Annotated in this window: 18 protein-coding genes; 10 read left to right on the top strand and 8 right to left on the bottom strand. The window is 68.4% G+C overall.

Annotated elements, in window-relative coordinates; all coding sequences use genetic code 11:
- Positions 1-782: 782 nt before the first annotated feature.
- From ACZ7DL_RS38275 to ACZ7DL_RS38295, 5 genes are all read right to left on the bottom strand, one after another.
- Complete coding sequence (locus ACZ7DL_RS38275) at positions 783-1160, bottom strand: hypothetical protein (protein ID WP_470781591.1); 378 nt, start codon at positions 1158-1160, stop codon at positions 783-785.
- On the bottom strand, positions 1157-1951 hold the full coding sequence (locus ACZ7DL_RS38280; protein WP_470781593.1) for a ParA family protein: 795 nt from the start codon (positions 1949-1951) through the stop codon (positions 1157-1159). The genes ACZ7DL_RS38275 and ACZ7DL_RS38280 overlap by 4 nt, the downstream gene beginning before the upstream one ends.
- A 238-nt stretch (positions 1952-2189) precedes the next feature.
- Entirely contained in the window at positions 2190-2567 is a 378-nt protein-coding gene (locus ACZ7DL_RS38285) for an SH3 domain-containing protein (protein ID WP_470781594.1), read from the bottom strand.
- A gap of 242 nt (positions 2568-2809) precedes the next feature.
- Positions 2810-4372: an eS19 family ribosomal protein gene (locus ACZ7DL_RS38290; protein ID WP_470781595.1), complete on the bottom strand. Its 1563-nt coding sequence runs from the start codon at positions 4370-4372 to the stop codon at positions 2810-2812.
- A gap of 204 nt (positions 4373-4576) precedes the next feature.
- Complete coding sequence (locus ACZ7DL_RS38295; RefSeq protein WP_470781597.1) at positions 4577-4891, bottom strand: hypothetical protein; 315 nt, start codon at positions 4889-4891, stop codon at positions 4577-4579.
- Between the two features lie 191 nt (positions 4892-5082).
- Here ACZ7DL_RS38295 and ACZ7DL_RS38300 point away from each other — a divergent pair, with 191 nt between their 5' ends.
- The 9 genes from ACZ7DL_RS38300 (at position 5083) to ACZ7DL_RS38340 (ending at position 12330) form a co-directional block, all read left to right on the top strand.
- Positions 5083-5229 (top strand): hypothetical protein, encoded by a 147-nt coding sequence (locus tag ACZ7DL_RS38300; protein ID WP_470781598.1) that lies wholly within the window; start codon positions 5083-5085, stop codon positions 5227-5229.
- Entirely contained in the window at positions 5220-5384 is a 165-nt protein-coding gene (locus tag ACZ7DL_RS38305; RefSeq protein ID WP_470781599.1) for a hypothetical protein, read from the top strand. The genes ACZ7DL_RS38300 and ACZ7DL_RS38305 overlap by 10 nt, the downstream gene beginning before the upstream one ends.
- The gene (locus ACZ7DL_RS38310) at positions 5381-5527 is read left to right on the top strand and encodes a hypothetical protein (protein ID WP_470781601.1); all 147 of its coding nucleotides are present in this window, start codon (positions 5381-5383) and stop codon (positions 5525-5527) included. The genes ACZ7DL_RS38305 and ACZ7DL_RS38310 overlap by 4 nt, the downstream gene beginning before the upstream one ends.
- 173 nt (positions 5528-5700) lie before the next feature.
- Complete coding sequence (locus ACZ7DL_RS38315) at positions 5701-7368, top strand: DUF2637 domain-containing protein (RefSeq protein WP_470781603.1); 1668 nt, start codon at positions 5701-5703, stop codon at positions 7366-7368.
- A gap of 120 nt (positions 7369-7488) precedes the next feature.
- A complete protein-coding gene (locus ACZ7DL_RS38320) occupies positions 7489-7668 on the top strand; it encodes a hypothetical protein (RefSeq protein WP_470781605.1) in 180 nt (59 codons plus the stop codon).
- Entirely contained in the window at positions 7665-8129 is a 465-nt protein-coding gene (locus ACZ7DL_RS38325) for a hypothetical protein (RefSeq protein ID WP_470781607.1), read from the top strand. Before ACZ7DL_RS38320 ends, ACZ7DL_RS38325 begins: the two co-directional genes overlap by 4 nt.
- Before the next feature lie 5 nt (positions 8130-8134).
- The gene (locus tag ACZ7DL_RS38330; RefSeq protein ID WP_470781608.1) at positions 8135-8623 is read left to right on the top strand and encodes a hypothetical protein; all 489 of its coding nucleotides are present in this window, start codon (positions 8135-8137) and stop codon (positions 8621-8623) included.
- An 83-nt stretch (positions 8624-8706) separates the two neighbouring features.
- Positions 8707-10947 carry a hypothetical protein gene (locus ACZ7DL_RS38335; RefSeq protein ID WP_470781610.1) on the top strand — a complete coding sequence of 747 codons (2241 nt, stop codon included), beginning with the start codon at positions 8707-8709 and terminating at the stop codon, positions 10945-10947.
- 270 nt (positions 10948-11217) lie between these two features.
- Complete coding sequence (locus tag ACZ7DL_RS38340; RefSeq protein WP_470781612.1) at positions 11218-12330, top strand: hypothetical protein; 1113 nt, start codon at positions 11218-11220, stop codon at positions 12328-12330.
- 62 nt (positions 12331-12392) lie between these two features.
- Here the strand turns inward: ACZ7DL_RS38340 and ACZ7DL_RS38345 are convergent, their stop codons facing one another.
- From ACZ7DL_RS38345 to ACZ7DL_RS38355, 3 genes are all read right to left on the bottom strand, one after another.
- On the bottom strand, positions 12393-14480 hold the full coding sequence (locus tag ACZ7DL_RS38345; RefSeq protein ID WP_470781614.1) for an ATP-binding protein: 2088 nt from the start codon (positions 14478-14480) through the stop codon (positions 12393-12395).
- A 61-nt stretch (positions 14481-14541) separates the two neighbouring features.
- Positions 14542-14745: a hypothetical protein gene (locus tag ACZ7DL_RS38350; RefSeq protein ID WP_470781616.1), complete on the bottom strand. Its 204-nt coding sequence runs from the start codon at positions 14743-14745 to the stop codon at positions 14542-14544.
- A 106-nt stretch (positions 14746-14851) separates the two neighbouring features.
- Positions 14852-15196 carry a DUF6233 domain-containing protein gene (locus ACZ7DL_RS38355; RefSeq protein WP_470781618.1) on the bottom strand — a complete coding sequence of 115 codons (345 nt, stop codon included), beginning with the start codon at positions 15194-15196 and terminating at the stop codon, positions 14852-14854.
- Positions 15197-16044: 848 nt separating this feature from the next.
- On the opposite strand from ACZ7DL_RS38355, the gene ACZ7DL_RS38360 reads away from it, so the two are divergent.
- A complete protein-coding gene (locus ACZ7DL_RS38360; protein ID WP_470781620.1) occupies positions 16045-16800 on the top strand; it encodes a hypothetical protein in 756 nt (251 codons plus the stop codon).
- Positions 16801-16833: the final 33 nt, after the last annotated feature.

Here is a 16833-nt window from a genome sequence, read left to right on the forward strand (position 1 = left end):
GTACGGGCCCGCTCCCCGAGGGGCGAGGGCACTGGGGGTGGCTACCTGGCCAGGCGCGAGATGCGTGCATCTCCTTCCCCGCAGGGCGGTCCCGGCGCTAAGCCGAGTGCTTAGCGGGTCCGCTTCTAGAGATCGAATGGTAGGGGATCGCGGGCCTGCTTCCTCTGCATTTCAAGACGGCATTTCATACACGGGTTAGGCCAGACATATCCCTCTTCCAGTTCTCCCCCGCAGTGCGGGCATTTCCCGCAGTATGAGTCTCCGCATGCTTCTCCGCAGTTATCGCAGATTGCTAGCGCACGGCGCGCCTTCGCTTCGGTTACCGAGTCTTCCGAGCCCCGCTCATCATTGCTCATGGGGATACCGTATATCAGCCTTCCCGGGGGTACGGAGCGCTCTCCCTAAATGGCCCATCTCGGAGAGATCATAATCGCCTCGATGGCATTCCTTATTACCTCTCCGCGAGGGAGATGGTGGGACTGTGCTTCTCGGTTTCGGTAGTGGTGCACTCGATGCCGCACTGGGCTGTCTCGGGGCCGCAGGCGAGGCCCTCGGGCGGCCGAGGAGCGGTCTCGGGCGCCCCAGAGGCCGTCTCTGGAGGCCGGGGGTCGGCCTCGGGGGCGCGGCGGTGGGCTCGGTGGGGCATGAGGACGTCTCGGGAACGGCCGCGGGGCGAGGCCGGCGGCTCGGGGGTGCACGGCTGGTCGCCTGCCCCTGTGACGACTCAACGGCGGTACGGCATGCCGTCTTGCCGTTGTGCCGTCACAGGGGCTCTACCAGGCCTAACTGTCGCCCTGCGGTTCCGGAGCGCCGAGTAGGGTGGCCACGTCTTGGCTTATGTCGTCGCGCTCCGTCGCAAGGTGGATCAGGGCGCGGACCACTTCGCTCTTGTCAACTGCGCGGCCGAGGCGGCGGCGCATGGCTAGGGCGAGGGAGTCGAAGGCCAAGGCGTCTTCTTGCTCCAGGAGCAGCGTGTACTTACTGCGGGTCGGTCTCTTGCCTGTGCCGTCATGCCGTTGTGCCGTCATGCCGTTGTGCCGTCGAGCCGTTCTGCCGTCAGCCCGAGGCGGAGGCTCTGGGGTATCGGCGAACCGGTCGCTCAGGCCGTCCAATAGAGCGTCTACGTCTCCGGTGTTAATGGGCTCGAAGTTCTTTGTCATGCGGCGCGTTCCTCACCGTCGAGGAAACCTGCGTTAATGGCGAGACTTTTGAACATCCCCGCGACATCTGATTTCGGCGCGTACTGCGGAAGAGTCTTTCCGTAGTGCTTGGATTCTGTTACGGCGGTCCGCAAGGGAATCTCTCCGAGGACGGGGAGCGGGAGCGCGTGAATTGCTTCGTAGACCGTCTGGTTGAACTGGCTGAAAGGGCGGTCGATTCGGTTGATGACGATGCCCCGATATTTCGGCGCGTTGGTGCGTGTTTCCTGGACGAGGCTTTTGGTTTGTCCAAGGAAGAGTTTCAGAGCATCGATAGCGAATGTATCGACGTCCATAGGGATTATGGCGTGGTCGGCCCACACGATGACATTGTCGGTGTCGACTTCCAGAGCCGGGCGGCAATCCACGATGCAGTGGTCGTAGTCGTCGTCTAGGTGCTCCAGTACCCACTCAAGCCGGTGTTCCTTGGAGCGCGTGGCATACAGCCCGCGGGCGAGCGTGAACATGTCCAGGGCGCTGGGGATCACCCACAGGTTCTCGCTGTGCTTGCGTACGAGGGACTGAGCTTCCTCTCGGCTGGTGTCCTTGAGCATGGCTTGCGTGAGGGTGAACTCTTCCCGGTGGTCCAGGCGCGGCATGCCAAGGCCCGTGGTCAAGTTCCCCTGCGGGTCCAGGTCGACCAGCAGCACCCGGCGGCCGGCCGCCGCGAGGGTGCCCCCTAGGTGCATGGTGGTGGTGGTTTTCGCGACGCCGCCTTTCTGGTTGAGCATCGCGTCTCGCGTCATCGTCATGGCCGTAGACGGTACGCCGTATCGCCGTCGCGACGGCGATACGGCATAACGGCGTGCCGTCACAGCCCTTTGAACTGGTACTTCATGGGTGGTGCGCAGCGTGGCGGGCGCGTGAGCCAGCTGGCGCGCGCTCACGGCTAGGCTGCGGGCGCGGCTCCGCGCCTCCTCTCAGGAGGTGTGCGCGGCTAGGGTTCACGGTGCGGGGCGGGACATCCGCCGGTCCGGCCCCGCATCTGGCTCAGTCAATCTGTGTGCAGACGCTCGCCCGTAGCGCCCGCTTGACCACCCATCCCGTAGTGCCCTCGCGCAGCCCTGCCGACTTGCGGGTGCCGGACGCGCTGCCGGAGTCGTAGGCCAAGCGGACCCGGTACCAGTCGCCCCGGGCCTGGGAGGCATACACCGAGTCGCCTCGCTGGAGCAAGCCGAGGGCGGTGTAGCGGGTCCCCGGTCCGGTCCTTAGCCGTACGGCGTCGGTGACCTCGTAGCCGCATCTGCTGAAGTCGGTCCGCGCCGACGATGTCGGCGTCTGCTCGGGGGTGCCGGCCGAGGCCTGCGGGATGGCCACGGCCGTACTGGTCAGGGCAGCGGCCGCGGCCGCGAGGATCAGTCGTCTCATGCCCGCCAAACCCGCACCTTCGAGCGGCTGTTACGGCGCGAGGTTGGAGATCACCCGTGCGAGGCACGGCCGTGCCCCGGGCAACATCGATGCCTACGCCTGGGATACCGCGCTGAGTTCCCTTCCCTCTGCCCTCTAGAAGCCCTATACGGCGCTGTGGGCGCCGATCTCTCCATCCGGCAGGGGATTTCCCGGTGTAGGGGTGATCGGCGCCCACGGGCGCGCTCAGGGGCGCAGATTGGCTAAAGCTGGGCTTTCTCTGCCGCCTTCGCTGCCGCCACCGCCAAGTCACGCTCATGCTCGAACTCGGCGATCACCCGGTCCCGTTGCTGCGCTGCCGCGATGATGTGGCGCCCGCAGAGGTCCATGCCAGGCTGAACCTGCCGACCGCAGCCCGACCCGTCGAGTCCCGGGCACTTGTGGGCGTCGTCATCCGGGTCCGCGTTCCGGCACCCGAAGCAGGTCAGCCCCTCTCGCGCCACCCGGTGGCTGCACCCGGGCCGTGCGCACTCGGGCTCTGGCACCCCGTTGCGCACGCTCGCGCAGGAGCCGCAGAGACCATCTGTCCCGGCGGAGGCGCCGCAGAACTCCTCACCCGGTAGCCCTGGGCACTCCGCGCCCGAACGGCGAACGGCAGTGGCCGCCGCCAAGGGCAAGGGGGCAGCGGGCGGTTCCGGAGCCGAGGTTTGTACCGGCACCATGGCCGTGCGTGGCGTGCGCGGTAGCTGCCGGATCCGTGCTGCGATCACTGCGCCTGCACTGACCCTGATAGGCCCGTCCAGCGGCGCACTCAGGATCGTCACCAGATCACTCGGCCGCCACGGCTCACCCGCTGCCTCCGAGTCCGCGATCCGCCCGTCCAGCTCGCGCGCCTGGTCCAGCAGCACCCGGCCCGCGAGCGCCAATTCAGGGTGTGCTCGCCCCACACGGGTGAGTACTTCCATGCCGGGCGTGGTCTCCCGCTCGACCGCAGGTGACTCGTCTTGCCCGGCCGCGGCCGGTGTCCCCGCCCGACCACCGTGAGAGCTGACCGCCGTCCGTCCGTCCGTTGCGTGCGCGTTTCCTACCTGCACGGACGGAAGGACGGAACCCCCATCGGCGTCTGAGCGGAAAGACTGAGCGGAGAGACTGAGCGGGGGTTGGGGATCTTGCAGGTCAACCCCCAGATGCGGGTCAGAATTCTGACCCAGCGGGTCAGAATTCTGACCCAGCGGGTCAGAATTCTGACCCAGGGGATGCGGGTCAGAATTCTGACCCGCCCTCTCCTTCGCCCTGTTCGCCCGGTTCTGGGCAGCTAGCTCCAGCTCGCGCGCACGCGCCTTCCGTGCCGACTCCGCCGCCGCATCCCTGATGTCATCCAGAGCGGCGAACACGTTGCGGGGGCCGCTGTACGTCTTCACTGGCATGAGGTTGATCCGCAATCGCAGGCCCCGGCCCGCCGCCAGCGCGCGGGACGATGTGGTGAGCTTGCGTCCCTCTGGGGTTGTCACCAGGCCGATCTCTGTCAGTTCCCGCAGCAGGTTCCGGATGCGGCTCACGCTGGACGCCGTGACACCCTTCTTCGCGCCTTTGGAGGGCATCAGGTGGCACAGCTCCCAGAGGGTCAGCTTTCGTACGGGGCCGCGCTTGTCGATCACCAGCGCCCGCAGGATCAGGTAGAGGCGGACTGCCGCTTCGCTTAGATCGGGGCAAACTGAGATCCAATCCCGTACCTGTGAGGCGTACCACCCATCGTCATCAACGGGTGGATACAGCTCTACAGGCTGTGTCTCCTCGGGAGTGGTGGGGTGCTGCTCGCCGGGCATCCGGCCGATCCTTTCTGGACCCCTGCGGCAGTGCCGCGTGGCGAGTGTGTCCATGGGTACACTCGCCGGAGACCTACTCATGGTCGGCCCGCCGCCGCTCCGGGATGCCAGTCCCAAGCGGAACAACGGTGGGCCTTTAACTTTTGGTGCTGGTGAGACTACGCCTGGTGGCGGCCAGTCTCGGCTACCCGTCATCGAACGTCGTCAGCGGGAATCGCGGCCTGAGCGTCGCCGGGTGGGGGGTGATGGCGGGCGTTTGTCCCGTACGGGGATGCCTGCCTCGCCGAACCACCTGTACAAGACCGACGGCCCGACCTGCGCCAGTTCGCGGATCCGGCTACGGCCGGCGCCCGTGCGGGCGGCCCGCACCGCCGCCGGTTTGATCTCGGTCAAGAGGATCTGTTCGGCCTGCGCCAGCAGCGCGGCCCGCCGGTCGCTGGCCTCTTTGAGAGCGCGTAGCGCCGCCGCCTGCTCTTCTTCCGGCAGCCCTGCGGGCGCCTCGTCTGGGGTGTCGGTCACGGTGAAGAGCATAGCCAAAAACACTGCCGGTGTGCTGGTTGCACTGCCGGTGTTTTCTGTGTCATGGTGGTGCTGTCCCGGAAACGGGGCGGCCCCCGGCAAGGGTGTTGGAGCACCCCGCGCTGTTGGAGCAGCGCGTGCCGAGGGCCTTGACCGACCGCCTTTGATGCGACCAAAGGAGGCGATCCGTCGTGGATCGTATCGTCAGCGCGCCCACCTGCGCGCATGAGCCCGAACGCCCCCTCCGCTCCCTCCGCTCCCTCGTGGACCAGCTGGTGTCCGAGGACGACCAGCGCGGCCCCGAGGCCGACACGGACGGGGTGTCGACATGGGCCTGAGGAACCGCACACCGATCAGCACCAAGCCCGGCGGCCCGTACGCCGACAAGGGCACCCCCACCGAGTACCGCGCGAGCCGCGGTGGCTGGTACCCGGCGGAAGACAAGCCGGTCCCCGGCACCCCTCGGAACGGTGAGCCGAGGGAGGCGCGATGAGCGACACCAGCGCGCAGGCCGAGGCCGCCCGCAGGGCCAAGGAAGCCGCCGACGAAGCCGCCCGCAGGGCCTCCGAGGCTGCCGCCGCGCTTCAGCGGGCAGCCGCCGCGAAGGCCGGGATCGGGGGCGGACGGACCACCTGACCCGACAAACCCATGGTCACAGAAGCGCACCCGCCGCAGGATGGGCGGGCGAGCCACCAGCGACCAGCCCCCGGAGTACGGCGCGAGGCTGCCGGATCGACTCCGGCCCGGGGGCGCCATCGCCGCCAGGCGACCCGCAACGTCCCGACCCTCACGGAGGAAAGCACGTGACCATGACCGATCCGAGCCCGCCCCGCACCGGGCACCCGGAGGTGCCGCATCCCGACAGCCCGGCCCCCGTGGAGGTCGACACCGTCGTGACGGCCAACGCGGAATCCGCGCCGGCCGAGTCGGACGTTCCGCGTGCACCGCGTCGCCGCCTCACTCAGGTCATGTGGGCCATTGCGGTCGTGGCGGTCGTCGCCGGTCTGGCCGTGGCGGGGGTGGGCATGGCCCTCTCGTACAACACGCTGGTCGACGCCGCGCGGAACTGGGATTTCGGACCCCGGGGCAGCCGTCTGGTCCCGATCGGCATCGACGGACTGATCATCGCCCTGTACTCGATCGATCTCGTGCTCGTCTGGCGCAGGATCCCCAAGCCGTCGCTCCTGCTCGCGGCGCACGCCGTCACGGCCGTGACGGTCGTGCTCAACGTGCTGGCCGCCGTCGACAGCATGCCGGGCAGGCCCGGGGTGTGGGAGGCAGCCCAGGCGGACCCCGGGCGGCTCCTCATGCACGCGGCGATGCCGGTTGCCTACGTCCTGCTGACCGAGGCGGCCCGCCACTTCATCACCCGGATTGCCCGGCTTGAGGGTGGCCTCGGGCATCTCACCCTCAAGCACTGGCTGTTGAACCCACGTGGTACCTGGGTGGTCTGGCGGCGCGCGAAGCTGTGGGGCTACCCCTACGACGTGGTGCGTGAGCTGGAGAAGAAGCGCGCCATTCATCGGGTGTGGATCGAGCACCGCGAGGAGATCGAGGCGGGGTTGCAGGATGGCGCGGTCTCCGTACTGGACCGCCTGCCTGACCTGCTCGCCCCGTACGGCGTGACTGTAGACGAGGCGCTGGCCCTGCCCGACCGGATGCGCAGCGAGGAACAGGAGCGCCGCGCCGCCCGCGAGCGCGCCGACCAGCAGCGCGCACACAAGGAAGCCGCCGAGCGCCGCGCCCGCGAGCACGCCGACCGCATGGCCACGCTCGCCGCTGAGCAGGAGGAGATCCGGGCACAGGCCGAGGTGGACCTGCTGAAGACGCAGACCGAGGCCGAGCGCCGCGCGGCCGAGCACCGCGCGGCCGGCCACGCCGACGTGGCCGCCATCGAGGCCGCCGCGCTGAAGTCCGCCGCCGAGCGCGCCGCGACCGAGGAGCAGCGTCGGGCGCTGGCGGAGGAGCAGGCCGAGGAGACCGCCCGCACGGCCGCCCTGCGCCGTAAGGCCGCCGAGGACAATGACGCGGCCGTACGGCTGGAGGAGGAGCAGGCCCGCCGCGCGGACGAGGCTGCCCGTGCCAAGATGCGCGCCGCCGAGCAGGCCGCCGAGGCGGGGCGGATCGCTGCCGAGGCGGCCCGCGCCGAGGCCCGCGCCGAGGAGGACAGGCGGGCCGCCGCCGAGGCCCGCGCCGCCGCCGCCGAGCTGGACTTGCGCGCCTCGCTCATTGAGGAAGCCGCCGGACTGAACGACCGTGAGCGGCAGATCCGCCGGGTCGCCCGGATGATCATCGCCGAGGCGGGCGGGAACCACCTGCGGTTCCCGACCACCACGATCCAGAACCGGCTGCACATCGCCAACAGCACAGCCACGAACTACCGGGACGAGGCCGCCCGGTTGATCGCGTCCGGATACAACCCGCAGACCGATCCGCTGCACGCGATGGAAACCGGACTCACCTCATCCGGTGTCTGACCCACCGATTACGCTCACGGGCTGTGACCGGCCTGTGACGGGTCCGGCGGGGGATTGGGCCCCCGCCGGACTGCCCTCCCAGATATGACCGCACGTCACATAGCAGGAGGCAGTAACAGTATGACCCGACGACCGACCGACCCCGGCGGCTACACCCGGACCGTCCTGCCCGCCCCCCGCCAGTGGCCGGCCACGGCCCGGCCGTGGCTGCTGGCCCTTGGCGGTGACGAGCTGCGCGTCCGCGCGTACCTGTGGCGGCTGCTGGGTGTCGGTACCGCAGCAGCAGGGAGGCAGCAGTGAGCAGCAGCAGTGACCCGTGGTGGGCCGCCCAGGCGCCACAGGGCGGCGGCTACCAGAGCCAGCAGCCCGACGACAGCGCGCTCGCGGACGCCGCCGCCGACATGCGGGCCGCCGCCGAGTACCTGCGCGACGCCGCCACCCCGCCGCCCCCGCCCAAGGAAAAGAACTGGGACTTCACCTGGTTCACGGGCTGGGTGAAGCACAGCCAGAACGGCATTGCGTGCAAGCGCGCGATCTGGTCTGTCGGACCCGCCTGGACCCTGTTCCTGACGCTTCAGCGGTTCCCGATCACCACCGCGTTCGGGATCACCTTCCTCGCGTTCGCCATCGTGGGCGGGTGGCATCTGCGAGTGGAGCGCAAGACCACCAGGCTTATCACCTGGGGGCTGCCGATCGGGCTTCTGTACTACACGCCCGTAGCCATCGTGTTCGGACTCGCGTCATTCCTCGTAGGGGGCTGAAGAAAATGAAGGTTGTCACTCTGGGCATGTTCACCGTGGGATTCCTCATCCTGGTGGGCCGCATGAGCGTCTTTTACTTCAAGAGCAAGACGCGCAACTGGTCTGAGCTGTGGCCTTTCGGGCTCTCTGCCACCGCCTTCGCAGCGGCAGGCGCATGCGCGGGCGGTGTCATCGGCACCATCATGACCTGGGCGCGCAACGGGGTGGGAAAGGGCGGTGACTACGCGCTGGAAAAAGGAACCGGTGCCACGCACGTGCAGATCTCCCGGCCCGCGGAATTCGGCACCCTTACCCCGTTCGGCGCGGTCATCATGCTCGGTCTGATCGTCGTCTTCGTCGTTCTCTTCAAGTCGGCGAAGCGCAAGCCGAAGCGAGAGTTGACGTGGGGTGCCCCTACAGGTCTGACGCTCGGTCCGTTTCTGGGCGCCGTCACCCTGACGCCGTTCATCAACTGGATCGGCCACATCAGCATCGAGCAGACCTTCTTTAGCTGATCGTCCCCCTGCGGCCCCGGACGGTTGCCGTCCGGGGCCGCTCTGTTCCACTCCCCGACACGCCCCGCGCAGGAGAGCACGAGATGAGCGACGACCCCACGACGGAACTCGCCGAGGAACACGAGGATCAGGACCAGGACCAGGACCAGACCGCCGAGGCCGGCGCCGAGGATCAGGCCGCCGACACTGCCCCGGGTATCGCTCGTGCGGCCGTGATGCAGGTCGGTTCCGGCGCCCGCCATGCCGGAGCCAGCATTCGGCACCGGCTGCTCACCGCTCACCAGAGCGACGAGGAGATCCGCCGGCATCTGGTCGCGCGGCAGTACGCCGCGTACGAGGCGGTACGCGAGCGTGCGCGCGAGGAGATCGAGGAGGTACACGCCCGCATCACCAAGCTGGAGCTGATCGGGGCGGAGGAGGGATGGACTCCCGAGCAGCGGCAGGAGATCAAGGGCCTGCGGGACGAGCGCAAGCGCCGCGCTGCTGCCCTGAAGGATCTGGCCCGTGTGCCGTTCGTACCAGTCGAGCCCACCGCGGCCCAGCTCAAAGCCGCCCGCCGCGCGAGCAGCACTCGGCGGTTCATCGCACTGATGGTCCTGGTCGCCGCTCTCGGCGCGCTGCTGGTCGTGCGGCCTCAGTTGCTGTTCCTGGTGCTGCCTGCCGCCGTGGCGGTGCTGTGGTGGCTGGGTCGCCGGCCGCCGACTCTGACACAGCGTCCGATCCCCGCGCAGCTGCTTGCGCGCCCCGAGCTGGCGTTGCCCGCGCAGGCCTCTGCCGGTGTCCTGGACGCGGAGGAGGATCTGCCGACGTATGCCCTCGCCGACGCGACGACCTCCGAGGAGGCGGTAGAGGCTCTGCGGCGCGCCGTCGTCCGTGTGGGTGGGGACATCGCCGAGATCACCGAGGGACACCGGGAGCCGTGGGGGTGGTCGGCGCGTGTGCGAGTCAGGAGCGGCAGCCCGGATGATTTCAACCGAGACGACACGTACCGGAACCTGATCACGCTGCTCCGCCTCCGCCGTAACGGTCTGCTGATTGAGACTGATCCAGAGGCCGGTGACTCCTGCACTATGCGCATGCTCCTCCAAGACCCTTTCACGCCGGAACTGGTGGGGCCCGCGCCCTACCGTGCGCCGCTGTCCGGGTCGATCATTGATCCGTTTGATTTTGGCGTCGGAATGGACGCCTCCAAGATGGCTTTTACTCTCGCCGGACTCATGCTGCTCATGGTGGGCGACTCCGGGTCCGGGAAGAGTGGAATTTCCCTCGCGATCGCCGAGGTAATCACCTCGTGCGCCGATGCTGCTCTGATCAACATCGACCCGGTTGGAACCGGGGTCGGCGCTCTGGGTGACGCCATCACGCTAAATGCCTGCATGGACCAGGCCCTCATCGGTGACGTTCTTGATTTCCTACTGAAGTGGTGTGCGGCTCGTTCCCGGCAGCGGCAGGCGTATGGGTGGGGCGACAAGTGGCGTGTCAGCCGGGAGCACCCCGCCATCTGCGTGTCCATGGACGAGTGGCCACAACTCAGCGAAAAGAACAAAAAGAAGCTGATCAATCTGCTTATCCTCGGCCGTAAAGAGGCTATCTGGGTCTACGGCTTTTCCCAGTGGGGTACCAAGGAATATCTGGGGGATGCTATCGGCCCGAAACTTTCGGGAAAAATGCTCGGAGCCTGCCGCCGGGTGGATGTTACCGAATTGTTGGGCGGTGGAGCGGTCGCCGAGGGATATCGCGCCGATCTGTTGGAGCCTGCCACCCACACCGAAATCAACGATGCCGGGCAGGTTTACGCTAAAGGGCTGCCAGGTCTTCCCAGGCGGCCCCTGCGTTACAAAATCCGGCAGATCACACCGGAACATGCCGCGCGGGTCGGTGCGGAACGTGCGAAAGCCGGTCTGCCCGACCTCACCTACACACTGACTGAGGCTGGTCTGATCAAGGAATGGCGTCAGCTCGTGAGCCGGAGCAGCGCTTCAGCGGGGGGAATTGGATCTGTTGACAGCGATAAGCCGGATGTGCCTCATGTCCTGGGTGTCATCGCGCAGGCATTTGTCCAGGAGGACAACCCAGAATTCCTGACCCTGGACCAGGTGCACAGTTACCTGATCAAGGACGATGTCACGCGCTGGGACCGGTGGCACGGTCGTACGGACCAGGATCGCCGCCGTGAGGTCGGCAAAGCGCTCGCGCGGGCAATGCGCGAGGACGACGTAGAGCTGTCCTCGGAGAAGATCAAGGAGCTGCCCGGTGAGCCGCGCGGCTACTACGCCTCAGCCGTCCAGGCCGCCGTGACCACGGCTGCCGGATCGGATGGTTGATCGGCTCGCGTACGGCGCTGATCGGCTCCGCAGGCCGATCAGCGCCGTACACCCGCCAATGGGAAAACCGTTGCTGACCTGCGGAAACCAATGGATCCAATCAACCGCGGCCACCCCCCTTCCGCGGCCGTAGAGGGGCCTACGGGGGGCCGATCGGGGGGGCCTGCGTCCTGATCGGCTGAACGGCCGGCGCCGGGCTCGGCCGTTTTGCACCCACCCCGACCCGGGCGCCTGAGACCATCAGGTGACCACCACTCAGGAGGACCCGAGATGCTGCTAGCTGCCGGTCCGTGCGACAACGTCGTCGGCACCGCGAAAGAGCTGTGTGAGGGAAGGCGGTCGCCGACGTCGGGCCCGACCAGCCTGACCGATCCCCTGGGCTCCCTCGCCCAGCAGGTGGCCGATGGTGCCGCCTGGACCGTCGACAAGATGGGGCACGCGCTCGATCACGCCGCAACAGTCGACCTGACCAGCACCGCATTTCTCCAGCAGTACGCAATCGTGTTCGCGGCCTCCAGCATCCTCACAATCGTGGTGTGGCTCATCGCCGTAGCGAAACGGGCGATGAAGGGGGTGCCTTTCACTACGGCTTTCTCGGAAGCCGTCGGGCTGCTGTGGCTAACCGTCATGGCGTCCGCTTTCACGCCGCTGATTCTGCATGTCGTTGTGAGCGCGGCCGATGCGGTGACCGACGCGCTGAGCGGAACCGACGGCGGCATGCCGCAGCTCTTCAAATCGATGTCAGAAACTCTCCGGAAGGACGCATCCCGCCTCGGAGGCGGACCGATTGTCCTGATCGTCGTCGCCGCCCTCACCATCCTGACCGCCGGAATCATCGCCCTGGAGTTGGTGCTCAGGGCCGCCGCTCTCTACCTCGGCGCGCTGCTCGGTCTGATCGTCTACACCGCAATGGTGGACCGCGCATTGTGGCGGAAGACACGACTGTGGGCGGGAATCATGATCGCCCTAATTCTCATCAAGCCAATCATCGTCGTCGCTCTCGGTGTCTCGTCGGCATTCGTGAACGCGCAGGGAAATGACCCCGGCTCCGTATTGGTCGCCGGAAACGTCGTCCTCATCATCGCTATCGCAGCCGGAATCATGATCTTCCGATTCGTGCCCGGATACGGCGACGACATTGCGTCCGGTCTGGCAATGCGCGCCACAATGGGAGCCGGGCGCGCCGCCGTGCGGGTCGGTGGTTCGGCGGCGGGAATCGTCGCGCAGGGAATCCAGACGCACGGCACCCGCCAAGGCGGTGGGGGGAATCGGACCGGCGGATCGGGCGGGCCGAAGAACGGCCGCACCAATTCTGTAGCTGACGGCATCTCAACTCACGGCACGCGCGGAACTGGAAACAAACCGAAGCCTGACGGTAAATGACCCCATGACAGCAAAAAAGAGGGGCCGTGGCGATTCGCCACGGCCCCTCTCCTTTTACTGGCCTAGCCGTCAAGTTTCGTCAGTACAGGCGGAGTCCGTTCCCCTGCCACTGTGGTGAATGAGATCACGGCGTGTCCGGGAGACACCTCGTTGGCCAGAGCGGACGCCGACCACCGCTGCCGCTCCTCACGCCTCACGGTCACCGCCTCAGAGGTGACGTGCTTCCCAGTCACCGCTCGTCTGATGCCGTGCAGCACCTTGGTCAGCGGTTCCTCGGCGCGCACCTGCCGATGCGTGACCGTGCGGGTCTCCACCCACTCTGTCCCCCATGCCGCTGCGAAATGCTGCGCGTCCCAGGGACTCAGCCCCGCGCACGCCACCCGGCATCCCACCACGCCCAGCAGGGGATCACGCAGGGACTCCGGGACGTCGGCCAGCGACCGCAGGGCCAGCAGCACCCCCGCGTTGCTCGTGCGGAGCCGCTGGAGGCTGCGCAGTGACTGAGGCGTGACTAGTTGCACCGCGTCGTCCACCACCAGGCCAGCGAATACGCCACGATCGGCACGGGCCGCCGCCCACAGGCAGAACTGGGCGAGGATCAGCCGGGCGACGACGCGGGACGCCTCGGCGTGCGCCCGCTCGGGTAGGTCCACCCGGACACGCACGGGGCGGTCCAGGTGCTGCAAGGAGACTGCCCGCCGGCCACCCGGACGCCCCGGCACGGAGAGCAGGCTGTCGAACGCGGGACGGTCCAGCAGGGCGACCCGGTTCGACAGTGCGTCCAACACGTCAGAGCCTGCTGAGCGCCGCTCGTACGCCTCCAGCTCCCTTATCTGCGAGGTGAGTCCCCGCGCCTCCAGATCGTCCCGCAGGGCGCCACGCACGGCTGCGTCGTCCACCAGGTCCCGCAGGTCCGCCACCCCGGGCAGGTGCCCGTGCGCGGCTTGCCACGCCCCCAAGAGTTGGGCAAGGGCGGTAGCGGCCCGACGGCTGTCACTGCCCGGCAGCGACTCCGAGAGGTCACCGATCAGAGCCTCCGCCAGCAAGCCCGCCGCTTCATCTGGGTCGTCAAGGCCTGCGTATAGGTCGAGGCAGTACTCCGCGGTGGGGTCGCCGGCCTTGATGACGACATCAAAGGAGGCGCCTCTCGGCGTTGCCGCGCGCGAGGAGGAGACCGCGACGACCGCCGCCTGACCGGTGAGCGCCTGGAGACACAGAGACTCGACCACCGGGTACACCACCCGGGCAGCCGTGTCCACGTCCGACGGTCCCACCACCACGGCCGACGTGCCCAGCACGTCCGGGCTCAGCGCGATACCGGCGCCCCGGTACGCGTGCGCCTGCCGCTCCGGGTCGTCTACCCCGACTCCGAGACGCACCTGACTCACCGTGAGGTCATGCAGGGCCACCCGGCCCGGCAGATCCCGCGCCCCAGAGCCGTGCACACAGGCGGCTGCACCCCGCTCCAGCACCTCTTTTGTGATCTCTGCCCGGTTCCGGCCGGAGCGCCATGCATGGGCGATCCGGGCATAGTCCACATCGGACATCTGGCCGGTGTGCAGATCGGTGGTGAGCCGGTCAGCCACGGCGACCGCGCCATCGGCCCGCATCTGCGGCCACTGGGCAGGGTCGGACAGCGGATCACGGGGCCGCGCAGGCGAGGGCTGACCGAGCGCTGTCGACGGTCCCTGAAGCCGTTTCCGCGCCCGCCGGATCACTTCAGGCCAGTTCCCAAGACGGCCGAAGAAGATCACGATGCCGATGAAGACAACCGCGTAGTAGGTCCAGCTTGCGACGACGAAGTACATCGACTGGAACTTGTCGTCAGGAGTCAGCAGCACAAGCGGCCAAATCCAGTAGTCGCCTAGGTAGCCATTCCACAGCAGCGACCACAAGAGCCACCCCGCCAGCGCTGACACCAGCGCGCCGACGGCCAACTGTCGCGCGGGCACCCGGTCGGGGTCCTCGAGTTCCCGAGGGGTGTACCCGCAGCGCCAAATACCCGGCTCTACCGCAGGGCGCGGAAATCGTAGCCACGCCACCAGCGGTGACTCTGCGGATGCCTGCGCGGGCGGTATCGGCGGCATCGGAGGAGCCATAGGCGGGGGTGGTGGTGCGCCGCGCTGCTCCTGGCCGTGCTGCTCGGTCATCTGCTCTCCCTCGTGCCGGTACGACCGTGAGCGGACCCAATCTATGCGGGCCGGGAGCCAGTTAGTCCCGCGTGCCGACGAAGCGCACCGCCGGCCCCCACGTCTCCCGTACCGGGCCGAGGCACCACCGGCACAGCGGCAGACCACCCCGCCCGTACTTGTGCGTCTTGCGCTGGCAGGCCGCACACGGGCCGATCAGATCGCCGGGGCAGACCAGTGCGGACGGGTCCGGCTCGGTGACCGGGGGAGGGGTATCGGTCGGCATCGCGGGGTGTTCCTTCCGGGCGGCGCACGCCGCCGTCCTCATCCGCAGGATAGCGACGGCATGACACGTGCGTTCGAACGCGGCCCACGGTCGCGGTGGTCGGGGGTCAGGTGTCCAACAGTCCGAGGGCGGTGTCCGGGCGGCACTGGCCGCAGGCGGGCACGCCCTGAGTGAGGGCCTGGAAGGCCTGTGCGCGGGTGACGCCCCGGGCCCGGGTGCTCTGCGCGGCCTGCCAGCACTCGCCGGCATGCACCCGCACCAGGTTGTGCCGGTTGAGTCCGTGCTCGATCAGCCACTCGGGCGGCGGGGGCCGGCGCTGTTCACCCTGGCGCTGCTCGGCCTCGCGGCGCTCTTCCTCGGCGATCCATCTACGCGTCCGCTCCAGGTCCCGTACCTGCACCCGCTCCAGGAAACGGAGCTGGGCGAGGCGGGACGGCACGGAATCGGTCACAAGTTCGATTTTAGGCCGAGGGTGAGGGTGGGGCTGTACGGGGGCGGGGGACCCGCGTCGAGACGCAAGAGGCCGGCGCCCTCAGTCCGCTCCGGGGAGCGGGTGGCACGGGCGCCGGCCAGTCGAAAGCCGCGAAGGGCTATCGCGACCAGTCTACGGGGCGGACTGGCCCTCAACTCCCGTTCCGCGGCACACCCAGCGCTCCCGCTTCCGGCGGATCCGCCCCGGGGCACATGGGGCGCAGCAAAGGCCCTCAGAGGCCCCCTACGGCCCTCAGGCGCCGTTCGACGGCCCCTGGGAGCACTGGGGCGCAGCAGGGCGCCACGGGCGCGGCAGAGCCCCTTTTTTCCGGGGGTGGGCGGGGCGGGGCGCGGCACCGGCCGCCGTCTGCCGCGCGCCAGGGGCACCGGGCGTCCGCTGCGCTCCCGCCCTCGCTGCGCGGCCCCTGCCGAGTGCACCGCTGCGCGGTCCCCTCTGCGCGCGCTGCGGGGGCTCCGGGCACCGGGCAACGCTGCGCGCTGCCCTCGCTGCGCGGCCCCGGGCCCCCTTGCCGACGCTGCTGCGCCGCGCCGGGAAGCGATGCCGCTGCGCTGGCATCGCGACGTCGACCGGTGCCGCGCCCCGCCCCGTCTACCCCCGGAAAGCAGAATTCAGCAATACCCACGCCGAGAAAAAAGAAAATTAAAAAGGCCCTCCGAGCTGCTGTTTTCCGGCCTGCGATCTTTGATTCCAGGGCCGGAATTCGGTATTGTTTCTCTTGCCGGAAGGGAGTGGCACCCGACCGGCAAGTCGAAAGCAACCCGAACGCCGTATATCGCCGCGTTCGAAAAAGCGAAGGAAACAATCGAATGGAAAAGCAGCAGCGCTACCAGCTCGGCCAGCGGACCGAGGAAGGGCATTACCCCGTCACGGTCGACGGAGTCCCCGCCGGATACGTCTACCGGCGTCACGGCGGCTGGTTCACCCACCTGTCAGGCACCCGTACCGAGTGGCGCCACGGCGACCGCTACACCGCTGCGGCCCACCTGGTCACCCTCCTCGACCGGGGTCACAAGGTCGGCCCCGACCACGCCCCCGCCCTGGACCGCACCGCCCTGGCCAGCATGGTCCACCTTGCCCCCGAGCTGAAGCCCAGCCTGGCCAACTACGTGCGCGCCAGTGAGGCCATGGCCCGTCTCGCAGAGCTGGGCTGGGAGCCGCTGCGCGGCTACCCCGGAGCGGACCAGCCCTGGCTCATGCGGTGCATGCTGTGCGGATGGCGCGGCAGGCGGTTCTGGTCCCACCTGCGCGGCCGCAACGGAGACGGCATCCCGCGCCCCCTCTCCCGGCACAGGGGCTGCATCGCACAGAGCCTGCACGCGGAAAGCCTCGCGAAAATCACCGCCCACCACACCGCCGAATGCCAGTGCACCGGCCCCATCAGCCACCCCACCACCGTGACCGGATGCACCGAAGTCCTCAGGCAGATCCAGCACGCTCTGACTGCCGAAAAGTTCGCCGCCGCCACGTTCCGGGCCCGCGCCTTGCTTGACCCCTGCCCGGCATCCACCACCAGGGCCCAGGTGGCCCGGAGGGCCCTCACCATCATGCAGTGGGGGAGGTAGCCAGAATCCCGCAGCGGAGCCGGGTCACGCCCT

It is taken from the genome of Streptomyces sp. NPDC036984, from assembly GCF_055607665.1.

Excerpts from the sequence above, each read along its gene's own strand:
- ACZ7DL_RS38275 (WP_470781591.1), bottom strand. The coding sequence starts at position 1,160 with ATGACAAAGAACTTCGAGCCCATTAACACCGGAGACGTAGACGCTCTA.
- ACZ7DL_RS38280 (WP_470781593.1), bottom strand. The coding sequence starts at position 1,951 with ATGACGATGACGCGAGACGCGATGCTCAACCAGAAAGGCGGCGTCGCG.
- ACZ7DL_RS38285 (WP_470781594.1), bottom strand. The coding sequence starts at position 2,567 with ATGAGACGACTGATCCTCGCGGCCGCGGCCGCTGCCCTGACCAGTACG.
- ACZ7DL_RS38290 (WP_470781595.1), bottom strand. The coding sequence starts at position 4,372 with ATGCCCGGCGAGCAGCACCCCACCACTCCCGAGGAGACACAGCCTGTA.
- ACZ7DL_RS38305 (WP_470781599.1), top strand. The coding sequence starts at position 5,220 with ATGGGCCTGAGGAACCGCACACCGATCAGCACCAAGCCCGGCGGCCCG.
- ACZ7DL_RS38310 (WP_470781601.1), top strand. The coding sequence starts at position 5,381 with ATGAGCGACACCAGCGCGCAGGCCGAGGCCGCCCGCAGGGCCAAGGAA.
- ACZ7DL_RS38315 (WP_470781603.1), top strand. The coding sequence starts at position 5,701 with ATGACCGATCCGAGCCCGCCCCGCACCGGGCACCCGGAGGTGCCGCAT.
- ACZ7DL_RS38320 (WP_470781605.1), top strand. The coding sequence starts at position 7,489 with ATGACCCGACGACCGACCGACCCCGGCGGCTACACCCGGACCGTCCTG.
- ACZ7DL_RS38330 (WP_470781608.1), top strand. The coding sequence starts at position 8,135 with ATGAAGGTTGTCACTCTGGGCATGTTCACCGTGGGATTCCTCATCCTG.
- ACZ7DL_RS38335 (WP_470781610.1), top strand. The coding sequence starts at position 8,707 with ATGAGCGACGACCCCACGACGGAACTCGCCGAGGAACACGAGGATCAG.
- ACZ7DL_RS38340 (WP_470781612.1), top strand. The coding sequence starts at position 11,218 with ATGCTGCTAGCTGCCGGTCCGTGCGACAACGTCGTCGGCACCGCGAAA.
- ACZ7DL_RS38345 (WP_470781614.1), bottom strand. The coding sequence starts at position 14,480 with ATGACCGAGCAGCACGGCCAGGAGCAGCGCGGCGCACCACCACCCCCG.
- ACZ7DL_RS38350 (WP_470781616.1), bottom strand. The coding sequence starts at position 14,745 with ATGCCGACCGATACCCCTCCCCCGGTCACCGAGCCGGACCCGTCCGCA.
- ACZ7DL_RS38360 (WP_470781620.1), top strand. The coding sequence starts at position 16,045 with ATGGAAAAGCAGCAGCGCTACCAGCTCGGCCAGCGGACCGAGGAAGGG.